At 46.4% G+C, this 19,281-nt stretch carries 25 protein-coding genes; 10 read left to right on the top strand and 15 right to left on the bottom strand.

Going from position 1 to position 19,281, the window contains the following annotated elements:
• Positions 1 to 15: 15 nt before the first annotated feature.
• The 3 genes from C2747_RS06540 to C2747_RS06530 are packed head-to-tail and all read right to left on the bottom strand — an operon-like array spanning position 16 to position 2,151.
• The gene (locus tag C2747_RS06540; RefSeq protein WP_215330810.1) at positions 16 to 207 is read right to left on the bottom strand and encodes a hypothetical protein; all 192 of its coding nucleotides are present in this window, start codon (positions 205 to 207) and stop codon (positions 16 to 18) included.
• Positions 204 to 965, bottom strand: coding sequence for a bestrophin-like domain (locus tag C2747_RS06535; RefSeq protein ID WP_491005596.1), 762 nt, complete (start codon positions 963 to 965; stop codon positions 204 to 206). Before C2747_RS06535 ends, C2747_RS06540 begins: the two co-directional genes overlap by 4 nt.
• A gap of 40 nt (positions 966 to 1,005) precedes the next feature.
• Positions 1,006 to 2,151 carry an alpha-hydroxy acid oxidase gene (locus C2747_RS06530; protein WP_215330808.1) on the bottom strand — a complete coding sequence of 382 codons (1,146 nt, stop codon included), beginning with the start codon at positions 2,149 to 2,151 and terminating at the stop codon, positions 1,006 to 1,008.
• Between the two features lie 147 nt (positions 2,152 to 2,298).
• On the opposite strand from C2747_RS06530, the gene C2747_RS06525 reads away from it, so the two are divergent.
• The 3 genes from C2747_RS06525 to C2747_RS06515 all read left to right on the top strand — a co-directional run bounded on the left by C2747_RS06525 (position 2,299) and on the right by C2747_RS06515 (position 4,887).
• Positions 2,299 to 3,207 carry a DMT family transporter gene (locus C2747_RS06525; RefSeq protein ID WP_215330807.1) on the top strand — a complete coding sequence of 303 codons (909 nt, stop codon included), beginning with the start codon at positions 2,299 to 2,301 and terminating at the stop codon, positions 3,205 to 3,207.
• A 104-nt stretch (positions 3,208 to 3,311) separates the two neighbouring features.
• Positions 3,312 to 4,460 carry an aminotransferase class V-fold PLP-dependent enzyme gene (locus C2747_RS06520; RefSeq protein WP_215330806.1) on the top strand — a complete coding sequence of 383 codons (1,149 nt, stop codon included), beginning with the start codon at positions 3,312 to 3,314 and terminating at the stop codon, positions 4,458 to 4,460.
• 127 nt (positions 4,461 to 4,587) lie between these two features.
• The gene (locus tag C2747_RS06515; RefSeq protein ID WP_251374713.1) at positions 4,588 to 4,887 is read left to right on the top strand and encodes a protein tyrosine phosphatase; all 300 of its coding nucleotides are present in this window, start codon (positions 4,588 to 4,590) and stop codon (positions 4,885 to 4,887) included.
• Between the two features lie 8 nt (positions 4,888 to 4,895).
• Here C2747_RS06515 and C2747_RS06510 read toward each other — a convergent pair whose 3' ends face one another.
• The 4 genes from C2747_RS06510 to C2747_RS06495 form a co-directional block, all read right to left on the bottom strand.
• Positions 4,896 to 5,876, bottom strand: a complete 981-nt coding sequence (locus C2747_RS06510) for a DMT family transporter (RefSeq protein ID WP_215330805.1) — start codon at positions 5,874 to 5,876, stop codon at positions 4,896 to 4,898.
• A 6-nt stretch (positions 5,877 to 5,882) separates the two neighbouring features.
• The gene (locus C2747_RS06505) at positions 5,883 to 6,764 is read right to left on the bottom strand and encodes an NAD(P)H-hydrate dehydratase (RefSeq protein ID WP_215330804.1); all 882 of its coding nucleotides are present in this window, start codon (positions 6,762 to 6,764) and stop codon (positions 5,883 to 5,885) included.
• A gap of 49 nt (positions 6,765 to 6,813) precedes the next feature.
• Positions 6,814 to 7,533 carry an ABC transporter substrate-binding protein gene (locus tag C2747_RS06500; protein ID WP_251374712.1) on the bottom strand — a complete coding sequence of 240 codons (720 nt, stop codon included), beginning with the start codon at positions 7,531 to 7,533 and terminating at the stop codon, positions 6,814 to 6,816.
• Between the two features lie 168 nt (positions 7,534 to 7,701).
• On the bottom strand, positions 7,702 to 7,929 hold the full coding sequence (locus C2747_RS06495; RefSeq protein WP_215330802.1) for a hypothetical protein: 228 nt from the start codon (positions 7,927 to 7,929) through the stop codon (positions 7,702 to 7,704).
• 197 nt (positions 7,930 to 8,126) lie between these two features.
• On the opposite strand from C2747_RS06495, the gene C2747_RS06490 reads away from it, so the two are divergent.
• The 4 genes from C2747_RS06490 to C2747_RS06475 are packed head-to-tail and all read left to right on the top strand — an operon-like array spanning position 8,127 to position 11,780.
• Complete coding sequence (locus tag C2747_RS06490) at positions 8,127 to 8,984, top strand: LOG family protein (RefSeq protein WP_215330801.1); 858 nt, start codon at positions 8,127 to 8,129, stop codon at positions 8,982 to 8,984.
• Positions 8,985 to 9,023: 39 nt separating this feature from the next.
• Positions 9,024 to 9,539, top strand: a complete 516-nt coding sequence (locus C2747_RS06485; RefSeq protein WP_215330800.1) for a hypothetical protein — start codon at positions 9,024 to 9,026, stop codon at positions 9,537 to 9,539.
• 14 nt (positions 9,540 to 9,553) lie between these two features.
• Positions 9,554 to 10,771, top strand: a complete 1,218-nt coding sequence (locus C2747_RS06480) for a BaiN/RdsA family NAD(P)/FAD-dependent oxidoreductase (protein WP_215330799.1) — start codon at positions 9,554 to 9,556, stop codon at positions 10,769 to 10,771.
• Positions 10,772 to 10,802: 31 nt separating this feature from the next.
• On the top strand, positions 10,803 to 11,780 hold the full coding sequence (locus C2747_RS06475) for a Bug family tripartite tricarboxylate transporter substrate binding protein (RefSeq protein WP_215330798.1): 978 nt from the start codon (positions 10,803 to 10,805) through the stop codon (positions 11,778 to 11,780).
• Here the strand turns inward: C2747_RS06475 and C2747_RS06470 are convergent.
• Entirely contained in the window at positions 11,777 to 12,166 is a 390-nt protein-coding gene (locus tag C2747_RS06470) for a group II truncated hemoglobin (protein ID WP_215330797.1), read from the bottom strand. The genes C2747_RS06475 and C2747_RS06470 overlap by 4 nt on opposite strands.
• A 116-nt stretch (positions 12,167 to 12,282) precedes the next feature.
• On the opposite strand from C2747_RS06470, the gene C2747_RS06465 reads away from it, so the two are divergent.
• Positions 12,283 to 12,810 carry a hypothetical protein gene (locus C2747_RS06465; protein ID WP_215330796.1) on the top strand — a complete coding sequence of 176 codons (528 nt, stop codon included), beginning with the start codon at positions 12,283 to 12,285 and terminating at the stop codon, positions 12,808 to 12,810.
• Between the two features lie 46 nt (positions 12,811 to 12,856).
• On the opposite strand, the gene C2747_RS06460 is transcribed toward C2747_RS06465, so the two are convergent.
• The 3 genes from C2747_RS06460 to C2747_RS06450 are packed head-to-tail and all read right to left on the bottom strand — an operon-like array spanning position 12,857 to position 14,980.
• Positions 12,857 to 13,093, bottom strand: a complete 237-nt coding sequence (locus C2747_RS06460; protein WP_215330795.1) for a TIGR02450 family Trp-rich protein — start codon at positions 13,091 to 13,093, stop codon at positions 12,857 to 12,859.
• Positions 13,083 to 13,388 carry a hypothetical protein gene (locus C2747_RS06455; protein ID WP_215330794.1) on the bottom strand — a complete coding sequence of 102 codons (306 nt, stop codon included), beginning with the start codon at positions 13,386 to 13,388 and terminating at the stop codon, positions 13,083 to 13,085. The genes C2747_RS06460 and C2747_RS06455 overlap by 11 nt, the downstream gene beginning before the upstream one ends.
• Complete coding sequence (locus tag C2747_RS06450; protein WP_215333109.1) at positions 13,385 to 14,980, bottom strand: rhodanese homology domain-containing protein; 1,596 nt, start codon at positions 14,978 to 14,980, stop codon at positions 13,385 to 13,387. The genes C2747_RS06455 and C2747_RS06450 overlap by 4 nt, the downstream gene beginning before the upstream one ends.
• Before the next feature lie 337 nt (positions 14,981 to 15,317).
• Here C2747_RS06450 and C2747_RS06445 point away from each other — a divergent pair, with 337 nt between their 5' ends.
• On the top strand, positions 15,318 to 15,506 hold the full coding sequence (locus C2747_RS06445; protein WP_015421310.1) for a hypothetical protein: 189 nt from the start codon (positions 15,318 to 15,320) through the stop codon (positions 15,504 to 15,506).
• Positions 15,507 to 15,563: 57 nt separating this feature from the next.
• Here C2747_RS06445 and C2747_RS06440 read toward each other — a convergent pair whose 3' ends face one another.
• On the bottom strand, positions 15,564 to 15,857 hold the full coding sequence (locus C2747_RS06440; protein ID WP_215330793.1) for a DUF1330 domain-containing protein: 294 nt from the start codon (positions 15,855 to 15,857) through the stop codon (positions 15,564 to 15,566).
• Positions 15,858 to 15,941: 84 nt separating this feature from the next.
• On the opposite strand from C2747_RS06440, the gene mmsB reads away from it, so the two are divergent.
• Positions 15,942 to 16,823, top strand: coding sequence for a 3-hydroxyisobutyrate dehydrogenase (mmsB, locus tag C2747_RS06435; protein WP_215330792.1), 882 nt, complete (start codon positions 15,942 to 15,944; stop codon positions 16,821 to 16,823).
• Positions 16,824 to 16,862: 39 nt separating this feature from the next.
• Here the strand turns inward: mmsB and C2747_RS06430 are convergent, their stop codons facing one another.
• The 3 genes from C2747_RS06430 to C2747_RS06420 all read right to left on the bottom strand — a co-directional run bounded on the left by C2747_RS06430 (position 16,863) and on the right by C2747_RS06420 (position 19,273).
• The gene (locus tag C2747_RS06430) at positions 16,863 to 18,146 is read right to left on the bottom strand and encodes a DEAD/DEAH box helicase (protein ID WP_215330791.1); all 1,284 of its coding nucleotides are present in this window, start codon (positions 18,144 to 18,146) and stop codon (positions 16,863 to 16,865) included.
• A 104-nt stretch (positions 18,147 to 18,250) separates the two neighbouring features.
• Positions 18,251 to 18,832 carry a cysteine dioxygenase family protein gene (locus C2747_RS06425; protein WP_215330790.1) on the bottom strand — a complete coding sequence of 194 codons (582 nt, stop codon included), beginning with the start codon at positions 18,830 to 18,832 and terminating at the stop codon, positions 18,251 to 18,253.
• Between the two features lie 21 nt (positions 18,833 to 18,853).
• The gene (locus C2747_RS06420; protein ID WP_215330789.1) at positions 18,854 to 19,273 is read right to left on the bottom strand and encodes a YbgC/FadM family acyl-CoA thioesterase; all 420 of its coding nucleotides are present in this window, start codon (positions 19,271 to 19,273) and stop codon (positions 18,854 to 18,856) included.
• Positions 19,274 to 19,281: the final 8 nt, after the last annotated feature.

Below are 19,281 nucleotides of genomic sequence, written 5' to 3'. Positions count from 1 at the left end.
AACTAAGGTAAGAAATTATCGAACGGTAAGTCTAGCTCTGGCGCTCAACTCGCTTGGCGTACCGCGTTTATCAAGTTGAGAGAGTCGTAGCGCCTCTTGCTCAAAATCAGCTTGGGCCGGGTGAAATTCAAGATTGCCAAGGTGAACAACATAAGTCCACACAAGCTCTCGACCCCTATCTTTATATACGTCAACAATGCGCTTCATTTATGAATGCCTCTGGTGGGGACTGAGCCATTTGCGGGGCTCATATTGTTTTTTAGGTCGATGAGATTTCGTGGATCGATGCGAATAACACCACCACGAGGGCTATCAATGTCTGCAATCAGAAAGAAGGCAATAGCAATCATGGTTGGGAAAATCATAAAAAGGACGACATTCGGTTTAAAGTTCCGCGCACCAAAGCCTACCAATATATTGGCTGCAATCGCGATTGCAGACATCAGCCACCAAGCCGCAGTCGGGATACGGTTCCACCAAGCCGCCTGGGTATAGCCTTGGGAGTTGATGACATCATTCATTCCAGAGACCACTAGCGCAATGGTTGGGGTTGATTGTGTGCGTGCTACAGGGAGTAGTTCGTTCCACATCGCATTCTCTAAAGCAATGGTGCGTTTCGTAATTTGCTTAGCCGTCTCTTGATCTTGCTTAGAATAAAACAAGATACGCTGATCAAGATATTCGTTGAGAAGTCCCTTGATGGATTCTGCAGTTTTACTGGGTAAGAGATCTACTCTTAAGAACTCAGTACCGATGGCATTTGCCTCCGCCTCCTCATAAGTCTGCCTCAAGTCGTATCTAGCGATTGCCATTGAAAAGGTAAAGCCAATGATGAGACCGAGCAATGTAAGCGTTGCAGTCTGGATGATCCCCAAATCTGCCGAGGTCTCAGTGTCTTTGGTCCGGTACTTGCTGAGTACTACATTACCAAACCATACTGAACCCGAGAGGGCTACAGCAGAGATGATAAAAACGAGTTCGGGATAATTAGCTAAGTGTGGAATATTAAAAAGTTCCTGGATACAAAATATCTTTAGTCACATTCTGGATATCACGGTGCCCTGTAAACGCCATAGTGATATCTAATTCATTATGAATAAGCTCTAGGCATTTAGTAACACCGGCCTCGCCCATAGCACCCAAGCCATAGAGGAAGGGGCGACCAATCAATGTGCCGCGTGCTCCTAAGGCCCAGGCTTTCAAAACATCTTGTCCGGAACGAATGCCACCATCCATCCAGACCTCAATATCTTTACCAACGGCATTCACGATGCCGGGCAATGCTTTAATGCTGGAGATCGCGCCATCCAACTGACGGCCACCATGATTGGAAACGATCAGAGCATCTGCACCAGAATTAGCGGCAAAGCGCGCATCTTCTTCATCCAAGATGCCCTTAATAATTAACTTGCCACCCCATAGCTTTTTAATCCATTCCACATCATCCCAGCTCAGGCCTGGGTCGAACTGCTCGGCGGTCCACGAGGAGAGGGAAGACATATTGCCAACTCCAGTAGCATGACCAACAATGTTGCGGAAAGTTCTGCGGGGAGTCATTGCCATCCCCATGCACCAGCGTGGCTTAGTCATCATATTGATGATGTTGGCGATCGTCAGCTTTGGTGGTGCAGACAAACCGTTTTTTAAATCCTTGTGGCGCTGTCCCAGTATCTGTAAATCTAGAGTAAGAACTAAGGCGGAGCACTTAGCTGCTTTGGCTCGCTCAATGAGGCGCTCAATAAAGCCGCGGTCTTTCATGACATAGAGCTGAAACCAAAAGGGTTTAGTAGTGCGTTCTGCCACATCTTCAATCGAGCAAATACTCATCGTAGAAAGACAGAAAGGGACGCCAAATTTTTCTGCAGCTCGAGCCGCCAGAATTTCACCATCAGCATGTTGCATTCCGGTTAGTCCAGTAGGTGCCAATGCGACTGGCATGGCAACTTCTTCTCCGACCATCGTTGTTTTGGTGGTGCGGTTAATCATATTGACAGCGACACGCTGACGCAGTTTAATTTTCTGAAAATCCGACTCATTGGCGCGGTAGGTTGATTCAGTCCATGACCCGGAGTCTGCATAGTCATAAAACATCTTAGGGGTGCGCTTCTGATGCAGAACTCGTAAATCTTCAATATTGGTAATGATGGCCACTAAAACCCCTTTGTATATTGCAAATGCCTGAGAGCAAGAGCTAATTTAAGCTCTATCTTAGCAATACCGAGCATTTGTTTCTACAATGCGTAGGCAAAGCCCTTCTTGAGGCTCAAAACAGCCACCCATTTACCCACATACCTCCGAATGCCTCAAATACCCCTGTCGACCGTCTTGTATTTAACGCTTGCGACCCTCCTCTGGGCGGGTAATGCAATAGTAGGAAGAGTCTTAGTGGGCAGTGTTTCACCGATCACCCTCAGCGCTGTCCGCTGGGGCTTAGCAGCCTTGTTACTACTCCCTCTTGGCTGGCGAATCCTCAAGCCAGGTAGCGCCCTGTGGCAAAACAAGAGTCGCTTCCTCGTCTTGGGATTATTGGGGGTGGGTAGCTATAACGTGCTCTTGTATCTTGCCTTACAAACCTCGACGGCAATTAATGTCACCCTCATTGGGGCGAGCATGCCGATCTGGATGCTCCTCATCGGCGCCATCTTTTATCAAGTGAGGCCAACGCTTCTTGAGCTCTTAGGGGCAGTCGTCTCTTTGGTGGGTGTGACTGTAGTCCTCACGCGAGGTGAGCCTGCCAGTCTCTTGAGTATGGAAGTAGTCATGGGTGATTTGCTCATTATGTTGGCCACGATTCTCTGGGCCTTTTATAGCTGGATGATTAGCCGCCCGGGAGCGAGTACTGAGCGGCAGTGGCCATGGGCTGAATTTTTGATGGCACAGGTCTTAATTGGATTTTTGTGGACGATGCTGTTTGAGGGTGCGGAAATTGCCACAGGGCACGCCTTTCTTGACCTGAATTACTGGACCGGGGCATTGATCTTATTTGTCGCCATTGGCCCGTCCCTGATTGCTTATCGGTGCTGGGGTTTGGGGGTGAATGGTGCAGGGCCTACGGTGGCAGCATTCTTTGCTAATCTCATTCCCTTATTTACGGCGCTTCTCTCTGCTGCCATTTTGGGGGATCCACCCCAGCTTTTTCATGGCCTCGCTTTTGTCCTGATTGTGGCTGGAATACTGGTTTCTTCCGTAAGGCAGAGAAGTGCCTAAGCCCCTTTATTTGCTCAAAAAGTCTGTTTTTAAAGGCTAAGTACCAAAACAGCGCCAAATCAGTATCATTTAGGGCTAATCACACGTTTCACTAGGAAATTACTATGCCAGGCTTACTCCCGAATGTTGATCCAGATGGTCTCTTAGAGTTCTCGGTTGTTTACACCGATCGCTCGCTTAATCACATGTCTGAAGAATTCAAAAAAGTCATTGTGGATATTTCTAGCGTCCTGAAAGATGCTTACAACGCCAGTTCTGCAGTGATCGTTCCTGGTAGCGGCACTTTTGGCATGGAAGCTGTTGCTCGTCAATTTGCCAATAATGAAAAATGTCTTATTTTGCGCAACGGTTGGTTTAGCTACCGCTGGACTCAGATTTTTGATTTAGCCAATATCACTAAGGACATTACCGTTATTAAAGGTAAGCAATTAGAAGATGCGACGCAAGGTGTATTTGCCCCTGCACCGATCGAAGAAGTAGTAGCTCTTATTAAAAAAGAAAAGCCAGCGGTTGTCTTCGCTCCGCACGTAGAAACTTCTGCAGGCATCATCTTGCCAGATGGCTATCTCAAGGCAGTGGGTGAAGCGGTGCGTTCAGTCAATGGTTTGTTTGTGCTCGATTGCATCGCATCAGGTGCAACCTGGGTAGACATGAAGGCTTGCAATGTAGATGTATTGATCACTGCCCCTCAAAAAGGTTGGAGCAGTTCACCTTGCTGCGCGATGGTGGCCATGGGTGAGAGAGCACGCGAGCGTATTGAGTCAACTCAAAGCAGTAGCTTCTCAATGGATCTGAAGAAGTGGCTCCAAATCATGGAAGCCTATGAAAAGGGTGGTCACGTGTATCACACTACTATGCCTACCGATGCGCTCAAAATCTTGCGCAACGTGATGAAAGAAACTCAGTCCTTAGGTTTTGCTGCACTCAAAGCAAAGCAACAAGAGTTAGGTGACAAGGTTCGCGCCTTATTGGTATCCAACGGTTACCACTCAGTTGCAGCAAAGGGCTTTCAGTCTCCTGGTGTTGTGGTGAGCTATACCAAGGATCCAGATATTCAGTCAGGCAAAAAGTTTATTGCTCTTGGAATGCAGACAGCAGCTGGCGTGCCATTGCAGTGCGATGAACGTCCAGACTTCCGCACCTTCCGCCTCGGTTTATTTGGCCTAGAGAAATTGGCCCATGTTGACCGCACAGTGGACCACCTTGCTACAGCATTAGAAAAAATTACAGAGACTGAAGCTCAGCCAGCCTAAATGGCGATGACTCTCTAGTCTGAAAGGGCCGTCTTAGGACGGCTTTTTCATTTTCTCGAGCTTGGGCAGGATCGGAGTTCATCTGGGCACTTTTCGAAAATAAAGTATTAAAAGTAATTTATTGGGTATGATTAAATCATCCACCAATCTCTTGGAGTCCCAAATGAACGCTCGCTTTATAAAACTCACTTTGGCTGCGCTGATTTCTGCCTCCATCGGTGTATCTCCTTTTGCGGTAATGGCTGCTGACCCAGCTCCAGCAGGAGCACCTACAGCCGCTCCTGTAACAACGCCTGATGCACAGCCAGAAAAAGCCGCTAAGAAGACTGCGAAGAAATCCAAGAAAGATAAAAAAGCAGAGAAGAAGGCTAAGAAAAAATCGAAGAAGAAAGCAAAAGCAGCTCAAGAGCCTACTGCTCAGCAATAAATTAATAACTAACTGAGAGGATCAGATCCCTCGGGGTCTAAAGGCTTTATAGAGTTCTGACCCTGTTGTTTGTTTGGTGCATCGTTACGCACCAGCAACCACATTGCACCCATCACCAAGCTCATTCCGCCCATCTGAATCCAGGTAATCGGTTCAGACAATGCGATCCAGCCCATAAAGAGGGTAGAGACGGGGCCAAGTATTCCGGCTTGAGCAACTAGCGGTGAGCCAATACGATTAATGGCAATCATGATTAACAACATCGGAATGACTGTGCATAGACTTGCATTGAGCAGACTGAGCCAATAAATTTGCGGTGCCTGCACAAATACAGCTGCAGGATCGTAAATCAGAATTTGAATGACACTCATGAAAGCTGATGCAGAGCTAGCATAGACAACTAAGCGTACGCTACCCACGCGCCTGACCATTTCTCCGGATCCAATCATGTAGATTGCATACGAGCACGCGCTAGCAAAGACCAATAACATGCCGAGCAGAGCCATTGATCCGGTCGAGCTGGCATCTTGAATGAATACAACGATCACGCCAAGATATCCCACCGCGAGTGCATACCATTGCAAGCGACTAATGGATTTATTCAATACAAAATAAGAAATCAACAACACGATGGTAGGTGTCAGGTAAAGCACGATACGTTCTAGTCCAACGGAAATATATTGCAGTCCTAAAAAGTCAAGATAGCTGGAAAGAAAGTAACCCATAAATCCCAGGGAAAATATCTTTATTTGATCTTGCAATGTGAGCGGACTCATGGCTTGCCTATGCGCTTGCCACCAATAAATTCCCCAGAAGAGGGGAAGCGCCATCAGCATTCTTAAGGCAATCAGCGTCTCAGCATTTGCACCGTAGCCAAAAGCGAGTTTGACTAGAATCGCTTTGCCGGAGAATAGTATGGAGCCGAGTCCGGCCATTAAGAGGCCGTAGATATAACGGCGATGATGAAGTGTTCCGCTAACTAATTGCATGATGCTTTATAACAGTTTGTTGAGTAGACTCCGCATCTCCACAATGACCTCTGTTGGAGTAAGTCCAATGGGACCAATTTGCTGTGCAACCAAGCTATCGGCTGCCGTGGCGTGTAGTTGTACCCCAATGCAACTTGACTCCCATAAACTGAGATTGTGGCGGACGCCTTGGGCTGCGATGGCTGCGATAGTGCCAGTTAAGACATCACCCATTCCGCCAACAGCCATACCGGGATTGCCTTGAGCGCACTGCACTACCGGATGAAGAGGCGAGGCAATGAGCGTATGTTGACCTTTAAGCACAACGATGCAATCGGTGAGCTTGACCAAGTCTAATACAGCGGCTATGCGATCCGCCTGAATGACTGAAGCGATCGTATTGAGAAGATGGGCTGCCTCTCCAGGGTGTGGGGTGAGTACAGTCATTCTGGGGAATGCTTGATTACGTTGTTTGAGAAGATCTAAAAATTCAGGATTATCGGCAATCAGGCTGAGTGCATCGGCATCAATCACGAGCGGCACTTTTGGATAGCATAGGGAAGCTGTTAACCAATCTCTGGCCAGTGCAGAAAAACCAAGGCCCGGCCCGATCGCAATCACATCCGGTGCCGTAGTTTCTAATTGTTCTTGGGCATTAAAGCTGGCCAGGCGAACCATCAGCTCGGCTTGTTCCGGCATTGCGTGGGCAGCAGTCGGATCCAGCATCTCCAGCATAGTCCAACCTGCCCCCAAGTGCAGCGCGGCACTGCCAGCCAGGATGAGGGCGCCAGCCATTCCAGGTGCACCACCAATGAGCAAAACTTTACCTGCATTCCCCTTATGTTCTGAGGACGCTCGTTTGAGGCGGGTAATGAGCTCGAGTGATCTCAGTTCGGTAGGGGAGTTCATCTACGTAGTATCGCTCTTATATGTGGCTTAACAAGGAATTTGCTAGCTTTTACTCCGCTACCTTGGCACCTTCGATACCGTGCTTTTGCATGGAGTTGGCAATAAAACCCGAAGTCTTTAATTCTGTAACGAGATCACTCAAATACAGAGTTATCTTTTCAAAGTCAGCGCGTGATTTTGGTACTCCCATTGCCTGATGAATCACCATAAATCTACCCGGTAGCATGCGTACATTGTCATATCGTTTGGAATCTGCCTCTAGTTGCTGTTTCACTCCTGCAGCGACATTGCCTTTTCCACTCATAAAGTCATCTACGACTGATTGAGAGTTGATTGATCGAAGTAGGGTGGCTTTTTTAATTTCACGTTTTAGATACAGGTCATAAGCACTAGCATTGCCAACCACAATCTCATTACCAGTAGCATCAACCTCTTCATTGCTCTGTATGGGAGAGGAGGCTTTGACCATGTAGGCGCCCTCAATTTGGATATAGGCGGGCGTATAGCTGATATCTGCTCCACGAACTGGATCGATGGCTACGAAGATGAGGTCAAGCTGATCGGCTTTAAGGGCCTCTACTATTGCACCAGCGCTTTTAAAAGAGATCAGCTCAACCGGTATGCCGGATCGCCTGCCAATTTCTTGGGCAATATCTATCGTCACGCCCTTAGGCTGAGGTTCACTTTTATCAATTGAGCCTGCTAGAACTGGATTTCCGAGATTAATGCCAACACGAAGAGTGCCGGTCGGTGCGAAAGATGTAAGCATGGCCTTATCGATAAATTTACTCAGTACTGTATTCTGTGTTTGAGCCAAAACTAACTGGCATATGAACAGCAGACTACATCCAAGTATTTTTTTCATAAAAGAGTAAGGGCAAATAAATCGGTATAAAAAAACCGCGGCGAACCGCGGCTTATTTTTCTCAAGAAGAGATTATTTCTTAGCGTCAGCTGCAGGAGCTGCTGCGGGTGCGGCAGGAGCAGCAGGAGCAGCAGGAGCAGCAGGAGCAGCAGGAGCATCTTTCTTGGCTTCTTCCATATGAGCTGCCTCAGCACCATGCTTCTCACCACCCATGTCAATATCGCCGTCGCCTTTGATGAGTAAATAGGCTGTAGCAGAGATTAATACTAGTACCATGATGATGATTGAACGGTTGCTCATTGCTTTTCCTTCGGGTTAGTTAATATTTCCTTATATTAACGCTTGAAACGTAGACGGTAAATCCGAATAGGCCCTAGATATGAAATTAATGCAATATTCTAGGTAGTAATACTAATTCTGACTTTGTATCCTAGGGCTTGTCTGTCTACCGAACTGCAGATAAGCCATTTTTTAAAGGTTGAAATAAAGGTATAAATATGAGCCCAAGACTTCCTCTGAATAACTCCCAAACTATTACTGATTTTTTAAAGCTTCAGAAAAGCCAGTTATCAGAAAGCGATTCTGATGATTCTTATAGATTCGCATTTGACGATCCAGCCTTTTTGGCGCGTCGTGAAACTCTAGGCCTACGCTTTCAGCTGGAGTTACTCAAGCCAGAGATCTTGTTGCATGAGCACGGTATTGAACACACCATCACCGTATTTGGTTCAACCCGATTTGTAAGCTGTCAAACGGCCCAGGAATTAGAAAAGAACGCCAAAACACCGGATGCCCAAGTAGAGGCAAAACGGGCTTTACTACACTGTAAGTACTATGACTCAGCTAGGGAGTTTGGATCAATTGTTGCGGGCTATAACGCCACTCAATCTGAAGGTCGCAATAAGTTATATATCGCTACTGGTGGCGGCCCCGGAATCATGGAGGCCGTTAACCGTGGTGCATTTGATGCCGGGGATAAAACCATTGGTTTTAATATCAGCCTACCAAGAGAGCAGCATCCTAATCCTTACATTACACCAGGCTTGAGCTTTCGCTTTCATTACTTCGCTATTCGTAAGATGCATTTCATGCTCAGGGCAAGAGCGATTGTGGCCTATCCAGGCGGCTTTGGTTCATTTGATGAGCTTTTCGAAGTGCTTACCTTAATGCAAACAAAAAAGGTCGAGCGTTTTCCAATCGTTCTGGTGGGGAAATCATTCTGGCAAGAAGTGATCAATTTCAAGCAGATGCTGGACCATGGAGTAATAGATCAGGCAGATATGGAGCTAATCCATTTTGTTGAGACTGCTGAGGAGGCTTGGGAAGTCATTCGAGACTGGCATCAATTAGCCTAAGATGACCTACAAGAACTGTAAAATAGCCTGTTAAAGATCATGTCCATTACTAATACCGTTACCCTTAGTTCCGAGCTAGATTTACCGGCCTACTTGTTTGGCATCGCCATGCTCCTCATTGTGATGTTGGTGCATGGATTTGCTTTGCTCCAAATTGCAAAGCGCTATGAAGTCAAGTCATTTTTATATTTGTCAGAACATAAGTACTCTTCAGTGACTTTTGTGTTTTATGTCAGTGTGCTATGTTTATTTCTGACCCATATCTTTGAGATTATTCTCTGGGGCATCTCACTTCGAGTATTTAATCTTCTGCCGAATTTGGGTGAGAGTATCTTGTTCAGTGGCAGTACCTACACAGCAATGGGTTTTATGGATGATCTCCTGCCAAGTGGCTGGAAGATGTTGGCAATCATCATTGCTTTTTCAGGAATGTTTGCCTTTGCCTGGACCGCATCCGTCATGATCTCTATGACCAAGAATTTCCGTCAGGCTTATACCCGTTTGCACATGCAAAAACTGAAGATGGCACCTGAAGTCATTGAGCGCTTTAAGTAAGGCATGGGCAAAATATGAGTAAGACATGGGATGCCATCATTATTGGCGGTGGAGCTGCTGGGCTCTTTTGTGCTGGTGTTGCTGGTCAGTTAGGTAAGAAGGTCTTGGTACTCGACCATGCTGATGTCTTGTGCGAGAAAATTCGGATTAGCGGTGGGGGAAGATGTAATTTCACTAACTTGCATAGCAGTCCAGCTAATTTTCTATCCCAGAACCCCCATTTTGCAAAAAGCGCCTTAGCGCGCTATCCCGCAAAAGAATTTATCAAGCTAGTGCAGTCTTATCGTATTGCATATCACGAGAAACATCAGGGTCAGTTATTTTGCGATGATTCAGCAAAGCAAATTATCGAGATGTTACTTGCGGAATGCGCTAAAGGTCATGTCGATATCCGTCATCCAGTTTCAGTGCAATCGATTTCAAATGTGGCAGAGAGATGGATTGTTAAAACCAATGCTGGTGAAGAACGAGCCAAATCATTGGTAATGGCAACCGGCGGTCTGCCAGTCCCGGCAATTGGCGCAACCGCATACTCTCTCGATATCGCGAAGCAATTTGGATTGAAGATTGTTGATCCACGTCCTGCATTAGTGCCGCTCTCGTTTACATCTGGTGAGTTTGATAACTTGATTGAATTGTCTGGCCTAAGCTTGCCGGTGCGTATTGCAGCAGGATCTAAGGGAAAGCGCTATGGTGCGTGTCGCTTTAACGAGGATCTACTCTTAACGCATAAAGGCCTCTCCGGACCTGCAGTGTTGCAGGCCAGTAGTTACTGGGTGGAAGGTGAGGAAATTCATGTTGATTGGTTGGGTGCAGTAGAGGCCCACGGTCAATTTACTTGCGATGAATTATTTAATCACGAGGATAACCGCCTCAAGTTAACGGAAAATATCTTAGCTTCAGTAATGCCATTGCGCCTAGCAAAAGCATTCGCTGAGCAGAAAAACCTCCTAGGCAAAAAGTGGGCTGAAGTTTCTAAAAAGGACCGTCAGTCACTTAAAGAGCTCATTACCAATTGGTCGGTAAAGCCAGCTGGAACGCTGGGTTGGAAAAAGGCTGAAGTGATGTTGGGTGGCGTAGATACCAAAGAGCTCGATGGTCAAACGATGATGGCCCGAAATCATCCGGGTTTATATTTTATTGGCGAGTGTGTTGATGTCACGGGACATCTTGGTGGTCATAATTTCCAGTGGGCTTGGGCTAGCGGTTTTGCTTGTGGCAATGATCTCTAGGCTATTGCTTTTTAATTTAACTCTCAAAATTATGCGCAAATCATTTCATAAGGCAGCAATCTTCTCAATCGCCTTATTTGGCTTCTGGTTCTCTCTTAGTGCCCAAGCTGCATATCCAGATAAGCCAATTAAAGTGATTATTGGTTTTCCGGCGGGTGGACCGCTTGATGCCCATATGCGCTTGCTGGTTGAAAAACTACAAGCCATCTTAGGTCAACCTGTAATCGTGGATTACAAAGCAGGGGCAGGTGGTACGGTGGGGGCGCAATTTGTGGCTCAATCACCTGCAGATGGATACACCTTGCTATTGGCCAATACCGGTACGATGGTCATTAATCCTGCGGTTTACACCAAAACCTCTTATGAGACTTTAAAAGAGTTTCAGCCGATCGCAAGGACCGCACAACAGCCCTTAGCCTTGATAGTGAATAAGGATGTGCCAGCACAAACACTCAAAGAATTTATAGCCTACGCCAAAGCCAACCCTGGGAAATTAAATTACGGCTCGGCTGGTAATGGCGGCATCTCCCATTTAGTCCCGGAAATGTTAAAAAACGAAACCGGTATTTTTATGGTGCATATTCCTTTTAAGGGCAGTGCTCCAGCCTTCACTGATCTCATAGCAGGCCATGTGCAATTTATGGCTGAGTCAGTTCCACAGGCAGCCAACTATGCCAAGTTAGGGAAGGTGAGGGCGCTTGCCGTTACGAGCGCAAAGAGAAACCCGGCACTGCCAAATACACCAACAGTGATCGAGACCGGCACTGCAAACTTAGAGGTTGTTGGCTTTTATGGAGTCTTAGCGCCCAAGGGAACTACAACAGAAGTGGTTAATAAGCTGAGCCAGGCTTTTAAGGAGACTTTGGAGTCTGCTGATATTCAAAAAAGGATGCTTGAGCAAGGTGCCGATCCAGCTTATCTAAATGCAGATCAATTTACTAAATTTCTAGCAGTAGAGATGCCGCGCTGGGCTAAAGCCGTAAAGCAAGCTGGAGCTAAGTTAGATTAGTTTGCTTGGTTTCTCATCCAGTCGGCTGTATTAAAAAAAGACTCTTCTAGCTGGGCGCCAATCTGACTGTCAATTCCGCAATCTTCCATCGCGCGATACATGCAGGCTAACCATTGATTACGTTCTTTGAGGCCAATCTTGAATGGCAAGTGCCGTGCGCGCAGCATGGGGTGGCCATGCTTTGGAGAGTAGACGTCCGGGCCGCCTATCCAGCCTGATAAAAAGAGTTTGAGCTTATCTCTTGAGTTTGATAGATCTTCCGAATGTAATGCGCGCAAGTCAATAAAGGCCTCTTCTAGGGCCATCAAATCATAGAAACGATCCACCAATTCTTCAAGCTTAGCAGCACCGCCAATCGTCTCGTATAGGTTTTTTCTGTCACTCATAGCTTAATTTTAATGCTATTAAAGCAAGCAATTGGCAAGTCTTTAAATTGGGTATAGAGTGGAACTGTCAGTTTTTAATTTCACTGTTATGTTTTTTAACTTAAAGGGAGGTTGTAATGGACAAGAAAGACATTCAAGCATGGCAACAAGAGAAGGCGAAGGAGTTATTTGCCTACTCACATAAATTACTAGATGCCGCCAAAGATCTGAGTGAGCATCATCTCGAAGAAATTCAGTGGGGCATGAAAAATGCCATGGAGAGCGCTAAGTCTGCCGCTAAAAATGACCTTGCAAAGCTTAAAGAACTTCAGGAGTTAGCCACCAAGGAAGCTGCGAAACGCGCTACTGTTTACCAAAAGAAAGTGAAATCTGTTCTCAAGGACATTGGCGATGACGCGGCTGATGGAACTGAAAAGCATTTAGAGAAAGTTCGTAGCTCTTTGGTGGCTTGGCTGGAGGATGTCGAAGGTAAATTGCCAGGACATGCAGACAAGTTATCTAAAGTGGTTCATGACATGTCAACTGCTGGGCAGAAGATGTTCAAAGAAGGGCGAAAAATTGTGAATCAAGTTGCTGATACTGCAGAGAAGAATATTGAAGAGCATCTGAGAAAATCTTCGGGTTCCAAGGAGAATTCTAAATAGCCAGATACTACGCAAGATTGGTAGCCACCCAGATGGGTGGCTTTTTTTACACCCAGCCCTGAAGCCAGATCTCAGAATCTTTCAGTTCACGCCAAGGAATGATTTGAGAATGCTGATCAAAAACCGCCTCTAGCTCTACAAACTCAATGGCTGCTTCTGGTAAGTCTGGCAGGATGACTTTACTGACTAAAAAGTGTTTTCGCTTATGGCTTGGGTTTACTGCCGTCCACTTGCTCAGCAGTAGTTTTTTGGGGCTAAGGGAGTTTTTCTCTTTAGAGTTCATTGCATCGAAATTCATTTGTCTTGCTGATGAGCTTGCCAGAACTGGTCGTAAAAATATTGCTGGAGTCCTGTATTTGAGCAGGACATTTCAGATCAAAATAACTCAGTGGTCCAAGGCTTCCACAGTAGTCATATTGACGATCCTGAAACTGCATCTGCGCTTTTTTAAGAATCAGAGGAGATTTATTTCCAGCAGCATCTGTGCACGACCAGGTAGTGTAGGTTTCTCGACCACAGGCCGAGAGTCCTAAAGCCAATAGCAGTAGGGCGATCGTTTTGCAATTCACTATTCTCATAGAACCCAGAAGTGATGAGTTCCGTCTTTTCCAAGCTGCTCGACTAAGCCAAATTCCCAATCTAGGTAGGCCTGCATTGCGGCGGGATCAACGCTGGTACCTTCATATGGCCGCTTGTAGCGATCCATTGGGGGTGATGCTAAATGAGTAGCCCCTTTTTCAAGATCAAAGCCAGCCTTGATCCATGCTGCATTGCCTCCAGTCAATGCAAATACTTCCGCCTGATTGAGAGATCGAGCAAGAGATTGAATTTCTTGTGCAGCAAATACAGCTAAGTCACCCGTAGTACTAGTGAGTACGTAGCGATTTGCTGCGGGAAGGTTCTTCAATGCATTGGCAAACTGAGAACGTAGTGCAAACCAACTACCAGTAATGTGGCCTTTGACATAATTTGCGTGGGTGCTGAGATCGATGCAAATTGTCTTGGCATCCTCTTTTAACCATGATGAGGCAGTATCCGCATCGACCATCTGAATAGGTGGTGTTTGCGGCTGAGGTGCAATCCAAGCGCCTTTCTCTGTCAGATCACTTGTTTTGATGTCATCAATCACATAGACATCCCAAGCCATCTGAGCAAGCCATGAGGCTGGCATATTTGCTCTCACACCACCCGGATCGGATAACACGATGCGTGCACCACGAACAGGCGCCACCATTTCTGTTTCTTGAACTAATTGTCCGCCTGGTGTCGACCGAAATCCAGGTAGGTGACCAGCTTCATATTCTTCAGGAGTCCTTGGGTCAAAGAAATAAGTAGTTCGCTCGGCTTGAGATTTCCATTGCGCGATATCAGCGAGCTTCACTCGCTTCACCCCAGCCTGATCAGCAACGCTTCGTGCACGCTCAGCAGCTGTGGCAGCAGTACTTTCGCTTACCTCTTTAAATTTACGACTTTGACCTTTATCTAATTCCTGACCAGCCAAGGTCCAACCAATCGTGCCATTACGTAATGCATTCACTTCGTTTGGAATGCCGGCATTAATGAGCGATTGAGTGCCAATGATGCTACGTGTTCTTCCTGCGCAATTGACGATGATCTTCGTCTTAGGGTTTGGCGCTAATTCTGGGAGGCGTAAAACCAATTCGGCGCCTGGGACACTAATGCCGGTCGGGATGCTCATGGTTTGATATTCATCAAAGCGACGCACGTCTACAACGACTACATCTTCCTTATCGTCAATTAACTTCTTTACCTCTTGCGCAGATAGGGAAGGGGTATGCCTTTTTGATTCCACAAATTCACCAAAAGATTTACTCGGAACATTCACGTCTTTAAAGACCTCTCCGCCAGCAGCTTTCCATGCTGTAACGCCGCCTTTAAATACTGAAACATCTACATAACCAAGCTTGGAGAGTCTTTCCGCGGCTAATTGCGCAAGCCCTTCGCCATCATCTAGCGTGACAATTGGCACATCTTTTCTGGGGAGCTTGCTAAATGCATCAACCTCGATACGTGACAGTGGAAGATTGGCTGCAAATAAAGGATGCTCTTGTGCATGAGGATCTTCTTCGCGAACATCTAATAGAGCGATTTCTTCTTTGTTAAGTAGCTTGTTGCGCACAAATGCATAGTCTTGATTTTTGATGGACATCATTCTTTTCTGTATTAATTGGGACGGTTAATTTGGGCGTAAATCCAATGGAGGTGTGTAATTCTCACATGACATTGGGGTATCTATATTCTTTATGATGGCCGGCTAAACGGGCCCGGAGAGCCCAAGCTTGCTCATTTAAGGCGCCAGCCCATAAACGAGATATTGCTGCTTTTCACCTGTATCTCCCTCATTTTTAATGGTTTTTTCCATTTTCGAGGATTTGGGCAATCTAAGAGTTATCCCTAGGGCTTTACCTGTAATTCCCTGCTTTTTATGGGGATATACTATTTTCGAGCTCAATACTCAAACTTTAATTAAAGATCTAGGAGACAAGATGTCACAACACGATACATTGTTGGCTGCGTTTGAAACTTATAAAGCAGAAAACGAAAAGTTTATTGAAAAGGGTGTCAAGGCATCCGCTGCTCGTGCTCGTAAAGCTTTGCAAGAAATTGCTGGTGCATGCAAAGAGCGTCGCAAAGAAATTACTGCTACCAAAGAAGCTATGGAAGCTAAGAAGTAACTCTTCTTACTCTGAATTCAATTCAGCCTGGCCCCCACAAGGAGCCAGGCTTTATTTTTATAGGCTGACAGAAAATAAAGTGAGCTTCATCGCTTTACTGCGAATCGCTAGTAAGCTTTGATACTCAGGGCTATTGGCCCATGATTCTGAGTGCTCCAGATCTGGGAACTCCAGCTCTACAACCGCGCTAAAGGAATCACATTGCAATTCATTCCATAAAAATGTATTAAATGATCCACGAGAGATAATCTTGCCCTGATGGAGGCCTACCGTATCTCCTACTTGCGATCGGTACTCCTCAAATGCCTCAGGATCATTTAGCTGAATAAGACCAATTACCTTAATAGCCATTTCATTCTCCAAAAATTGATCAAGCTAGTTTATTAGCAAGCTATAGTGAGATATTAGAACTTTACTATTGCATACGGAGCGCATATGAAAGTTGCATTTTTAGGTTTGGGCAATATGGGTCTGCCTATGGCCCTCAATTTAGTTAAAGCGGGTCACCAAGTTCAGGGATTTGATCTTGTTCAGACTCAACTAGATGCGTTTAAGGCTGGTGGAGGAGTGCCTGCACTTAGTGTGTCCGACGCGGTTCCTGATGCAGATGTGATTATTAGCATGCTGCCGGCTTCACGACATGTCGAGGCTTTGTACCTAGGTAATTCTGACTTGCTTACTGTTGCTAATCCCAAGGCCTTACTCATTGACTGCTCCACGATCTCTCCTAAGGTAGCGCAAGCTGTAGCTGCCCAAGCAAAAGCCAAGGGCTTTGCCATGATTGATGCGCCAGTATCCGGTGGAACTGCAGGGGCTCAAGCGGCAACCTTAACCTTCATGGTGGGCGGAGATAGTGTTGATGTTGATCGGGCTCGACCATTGTTAGAGAAGATGGGTAAGAATATTTTCCATGCAGGTACGAGCGGCAGTGGCCAAACCGTGAAGGTCTGCAACAACATGCTCTTGGGCATTCAGATGCTTGGCACGAGCGAGGCATTACGCCTGGGCATAGCTAATGGCATGGACCCGAAGGTGCTCTCCGACATCATGTCTAAGAGTTCTGGGCGAAACTGGGCCTTAGAGCTCTACAACCCCTGTCCCGGGGTAATGGAGAATGTGCCATCCTCAAAAGGCTATGCGGGTGGCTTTGGCGTAGATCTGATGTTGAAGGATCTAGGCTTGGCCACTGAGAATGCAAGTGATTTAGATGCGAGCGTTCCACTTGGAGAGTTGGCTCATAGACTCTACGAAGCCCATAGTCAAGCCGGCAATGGGCAGCTCGACTTCTCCAGCGTGTTTAATCTAAAAGTAGATTGAGATTGAGCCGTTAACTGCAGCTCATCTCAAACTCTACATTTATCGATTAAAGCTACGTTTGGGCGGGCCACTACGCTTAGCTGCAGGCCTAGCTCCGCCATTGCCACCGCCAGCATTGCCCGGTCGAGGCTTTCTGGATTGTTGGTGTTGCTGGCTTCGTAATTGGATTGGTTGTGCCACGGCATTCGGATCTGGCTCAAATCCGGCAATAACCTCTTGCGGCAGCTTTTGCTTGATCAGTTTTTCGATATCTCGAAGCATCTCATGTTCGTCAACGCAGACTAAAGAAACCGCAACTCCGTTTGAGCCAGCTCTACCAGTTCTGCCAATCCGGTGAACATAATCCTCGGAGACGTTTGGTAGGTCGTAGTTCACAACGTGGGGTAGTTGATCAATGTCGATACCTCTTGCTGCAATATCAGTAGCGACTAAGACGGTGATTTTCCCATCCTTAAATTCTGCTAAGGCTTTGGTACGGGCACTTTGACTCTTATTGCCATGAATAGCCATGGCGGTAATGCCATCTTTCTCAAGCTGAGTCACTAATTTATTAGCACCATGTTTTGTGCGAGTAAATACCAGGACCTGCTGCCACTGATTTTTTTTAATCAGATGCGCCAATAAAGGATGTTTCTGGTTTCTATCCACCGGGTGGATGAGCTGGGCAATAGCGTCATTAGTACTATTGCTACGCGCCACTTCAATTAATGCTGGTGAATTCAGTAAACCATCTGCTAAGGCCTTGATCTCGGTAGAGAAGGTCGCTGAAAACAGTAAGTTCTGGCGTTGCTTTGGCAATGCTGCCAGGATCTTTTTAATATCGCGCAAGAAGCCCATATCCAACATGCGATCTGCTTCATCCAGAACCAGAATTTCAATATTGGCAAGTGAGACACAGTTCTGTGACATCAAGTCGAGCAAACGACCCGGTGTTGCTACCAAGATATCGAGCCCTGCAGCAATGGCTTTGATTTGGGGATTAGCACCGACGCCGCCAAAAATAACAGTCGATTTGAGGCCAGTATATTTGCCGTAGGTCACGACGGATTCTTGAACCTGCGCAGCGAGTTCGCGGGTGGGGGTCAAAATCAAGACACGTAATTGACGCTTGCCACCAGTCTGAGCTGTACTGCTTAAGCGCTGCAGAATCGGTAGGGTAAAGCCGGCAGTTTTACCGGTGCCGGTTTGAGCAGCGGCGAGTAAATCTCCGCCCTTCAATACAGCGGGAATTGATTTTGCTTGAATGGGGGTAGGGCTGGTATAGCCTTCCTCGCTAATCGCGCGAAGAATGGGTTCTGATAAACCAAGATCTGTAAATAACATAGGAGCCAAATAAATATTGGCCCGTATTCAATTAAACGACTATCCCGGCCAATGGGGTGAGCTGCCACACTTGCAGTGTTTGCAGAAAGAATCGCTATTTTAAGCTATCGGACAGCATTCCAGAGGTTTGGTGTTACAGAGTTGGCATATCCCGAGATAAATAATTTTTCTGAACCTGTAATCGGGTCAAATACAGCTCGTTCGATACGGCCAATATTTCCACCATAAACATGGATGCTGATGGAAGTTTGGTCACTCAAGGCGTTCTCAACTACATGGATGTCATGTGTATTGGGAGATACGGTAGCCACTTGACCGGGCTCGCAAATACAAGATTCACCGGCTTGATAGCTGCCATCAGGCTGGCGGTAATGGTTGGCGCCACGTTCTTGCCCGCGTAACTGCCCAATCATTCCCCAGACGGTATGGTTATGCAGTGGCGTCTTTTGACCGGGACCCCATACAAAGCTCACCACTGAAAAGCGATCCAAGGGATCTGCATATAGCAAGTATTGCTGGTAATACTGTGGATGTGGTTTACAAAATTCCTCTAGCAGCCAGTCATCAGACTGGATTAAGTTTTCTAAAAGTTGCTTACCCTTGGAAAAAATGATCTCTTCACTAGGATGAGTTTCCAGTAGTGTCGCGAGACCTTTCACAAAGCTCAGTAATTTTCCTTCTTGCATACGTGCTCCTAAATTGAGGTCTTATTGATCGGCTGCAAAAAGCCAATCGGGAAGGCCTTTAGGTTTAAGGGAGGTGGTATCAACACAAACAATATGAAGAACGGCGCTGGCAATCAGCTCTGGCTCACTGCCTACAACAATCCGCTGCGCAGTTTGCTTGACTGCAATTTGAGTGCGACCACGATGTTCAATAACTTGATCAATCCTTAAAAGATCATCCAAGCGTCCTGGCTTATGAAAGTTCATCGTGAGTTCTCGAACAGGCAGAAGAATGCCAAATTCATTCACCAGTTTTGTTGGACTTAAACCCCTTTGCTGAAGCCATTCTGAGCGACTACGCTCAAAGATCTCCAGATAACGCGCGTGATATACAAAGCCTGCTGCATCGGTATCGGAGTAGCAAACGCGAAAAAGGAAGGGCGGGTGATTGGTCTGAGTCATGATCATTT

The organism is Polynucleobacter corsicus (assembly GCF_018688255.1).
Classification (GTDB): domain Bacteria; phylum Pseudomonadota; class Gammaproteobacteria; order Burkholderiales; family Burkholderiaceae; genus Polynucleobacter; species Polynucleobacter corsicus.
The sequence above is the reverse complement of the archived record's forward strand: the minus strand, read 5'-3'. Positions and strand labels throughout refer to the sequence as shown.

What these genes read in the sequence shown, in the direction of transcription:
- C2747_RS06540 (WP_215330810.1), bottom strand. Translation starts at nt 207, where the DNA reads ATGAAGCGCATTGTTGACGTATATAAAGATAGGGGTCGAGAGCTTGTG.
- C2747_RS06525 (WP_215330807.1), top strand. Translation starts at nt 2,299, where the DNA reads ATGCCTCAAATACCCCTGTCGACCGTCTTGTATTTAACGCTTGCGACC.
- C2747_RS06520 (WP_215330806.1), top strand. Translation starts at nt 3,312, where the DNA reads ATGCCAGGCTTACTCCCGAATGTTGATCCAGATGGTCTCTTAGAGTTC.
- C2747_RS06515 (WP_251374713.1), top strand. Translation starts at nt 4,588, where the DNA reads ATGATTAAATCATCCACCAATCTCTTGGAGTCCCAAATGAACGCTCGC.
- C2747_RS06510 (WP_215330805.1), bottom strand. Translation starts at nt 5,876, where the DNA reads ATGCAATTAGTTAGCGGAACACTTCATCATCGCCGTTATATCTACGGC.
- C2747_RS06505 (WP_215330804.1), bottom strand. Translation starts at nt 6,764, where the DNA reads ATGAACTCCCCTACCGAACTGAGATCACTCGAGCTCATTACCCGCCTC.
- C2747_RS06500 (WP_251374712.1), bottom strand. Translation starts at nt 7,533, where the DNA reads ATGCTTACATCTTTCGCACCGACCGGCACTCTTCGTGTTGGCATTAAT.
- C2747_RS06495 (WP_215330802.1), bottom strand. Translation starts at nt 7,929, where the DNA reads ATGAGCAACCGTTCAATCATCATCATGGTACTAGTATTAATCTCTGCT.
- C2747_RS06490 (WP_215330801.1), top strand. Translation starts at nt 8,127, where the DNA reads ATGAGCCCAAGACTTCCTCTGAATAACTCCCAAACTATTACTGATTTT.
- C2747_RS06485 (WP_215330800.1), top strand. Translation starts at nt 9,024, where the DNA reads ATGTCCATTACTAATACCGTTACCCTTAGTTCCGAGCTAGATTTACCG.
- C2747_RS06480 (WP_215330799.1), top strand. Translation starts at nt 9,554, where the DNA reads ATGAGTAAGACATGGGATGCCATCATTATTGGCGGTGGAGCTGCTGGG.
- C2747_RS06475 (WP_215330798.1), top strand. Translation starts at nt 10,803, where the DNA reads ATGCGCAAATCATTTCATAAGGCAGCAATCTTCTCAATCGCCTTATTT.
- C2747_RS06470 (WP_215330797.1), bottom strand. Translation starts at nt 12,166, where the DNA reads ATGAGTGACAGAAAAAACCTATACGAGACGATTGGCGGTGCTGCTAAG.
- C2747_RS06465 (WP_215330796.1), top strand. Translation starts at nt 12,283, where the DNA reads ATGGACAAGAAAGACATTCAAGCATGGCAACAAGAGAAGGCGAAGGAG.
- C2747_RS06460 (WP_215330795.1), bottom strand. Translation starts at nt 13,093, where the DNA reads ATGAACTCTAAAGAGAAAAACTCCCTTAGCCCCAAAAAACTACTGCTG.
- C2747_RS06455 (WP_215330794.1), bottom strand. Translation starts at nt 13,388, where the DNA reads ATGAGAATAGTGAATTGCAAAACGATCGCCCTACTGCTATTGGCTTTA.
- C2747_RS06450 (WP_215333109.1), bottom strand. Translation starts at nt 14,980, where the DNA reads ATGTCCATCAAAAATCAAGACTATGCATTTGTGCGCAACAAGCTACTT.
- C2747_RS06445 (WP_015421310.1), top strand. Translation starts at nt 15,318, where the DNA reads ATGTCACAACACGATACATTGTTGGCTGCGTTTGAAACTTATAAAGCA.
- C2747_RS06440 (WP_215330793.1), bottom strand. Translation starts at nt 15,857, where the DNA reads ATGGCTATTAAGGTAATTGGTCTTATTCAGCTAAATGATCCTGAGGCA.
- mmsB (WP_215330792.1), top strand. Translation starts at nt 15,942, where the DNA reads ATGAAAGTTGCATTTTTAGGTTTGGGCAATATGGGTCTGCCTATGGCC.
- C2747_RS06430 (WP_215330791.1), bottom strand. Translation starts at nt 18,146, where the DNA reads ATGTTATTTACAGATCTTGGTTTATCAGAACCCATTCTTCGCGCGATT.
- C2747_RS06425 (WP_215330790.1), bottom strand. Translation starts at nt 18,832, where the DNA reads ATGCAAGAAGGAAAATTACTGAGCTTTGTGAAAGGTCTCGCGACACTA.
- C2747_RS06420 (WP_215330789.1), bottom strand. Translation starts at nt 19,273, where the DNA reads ATGACTCAGACCAATCACCCGCCCTTCCTTTTTCGCGTTTGCTACTCC.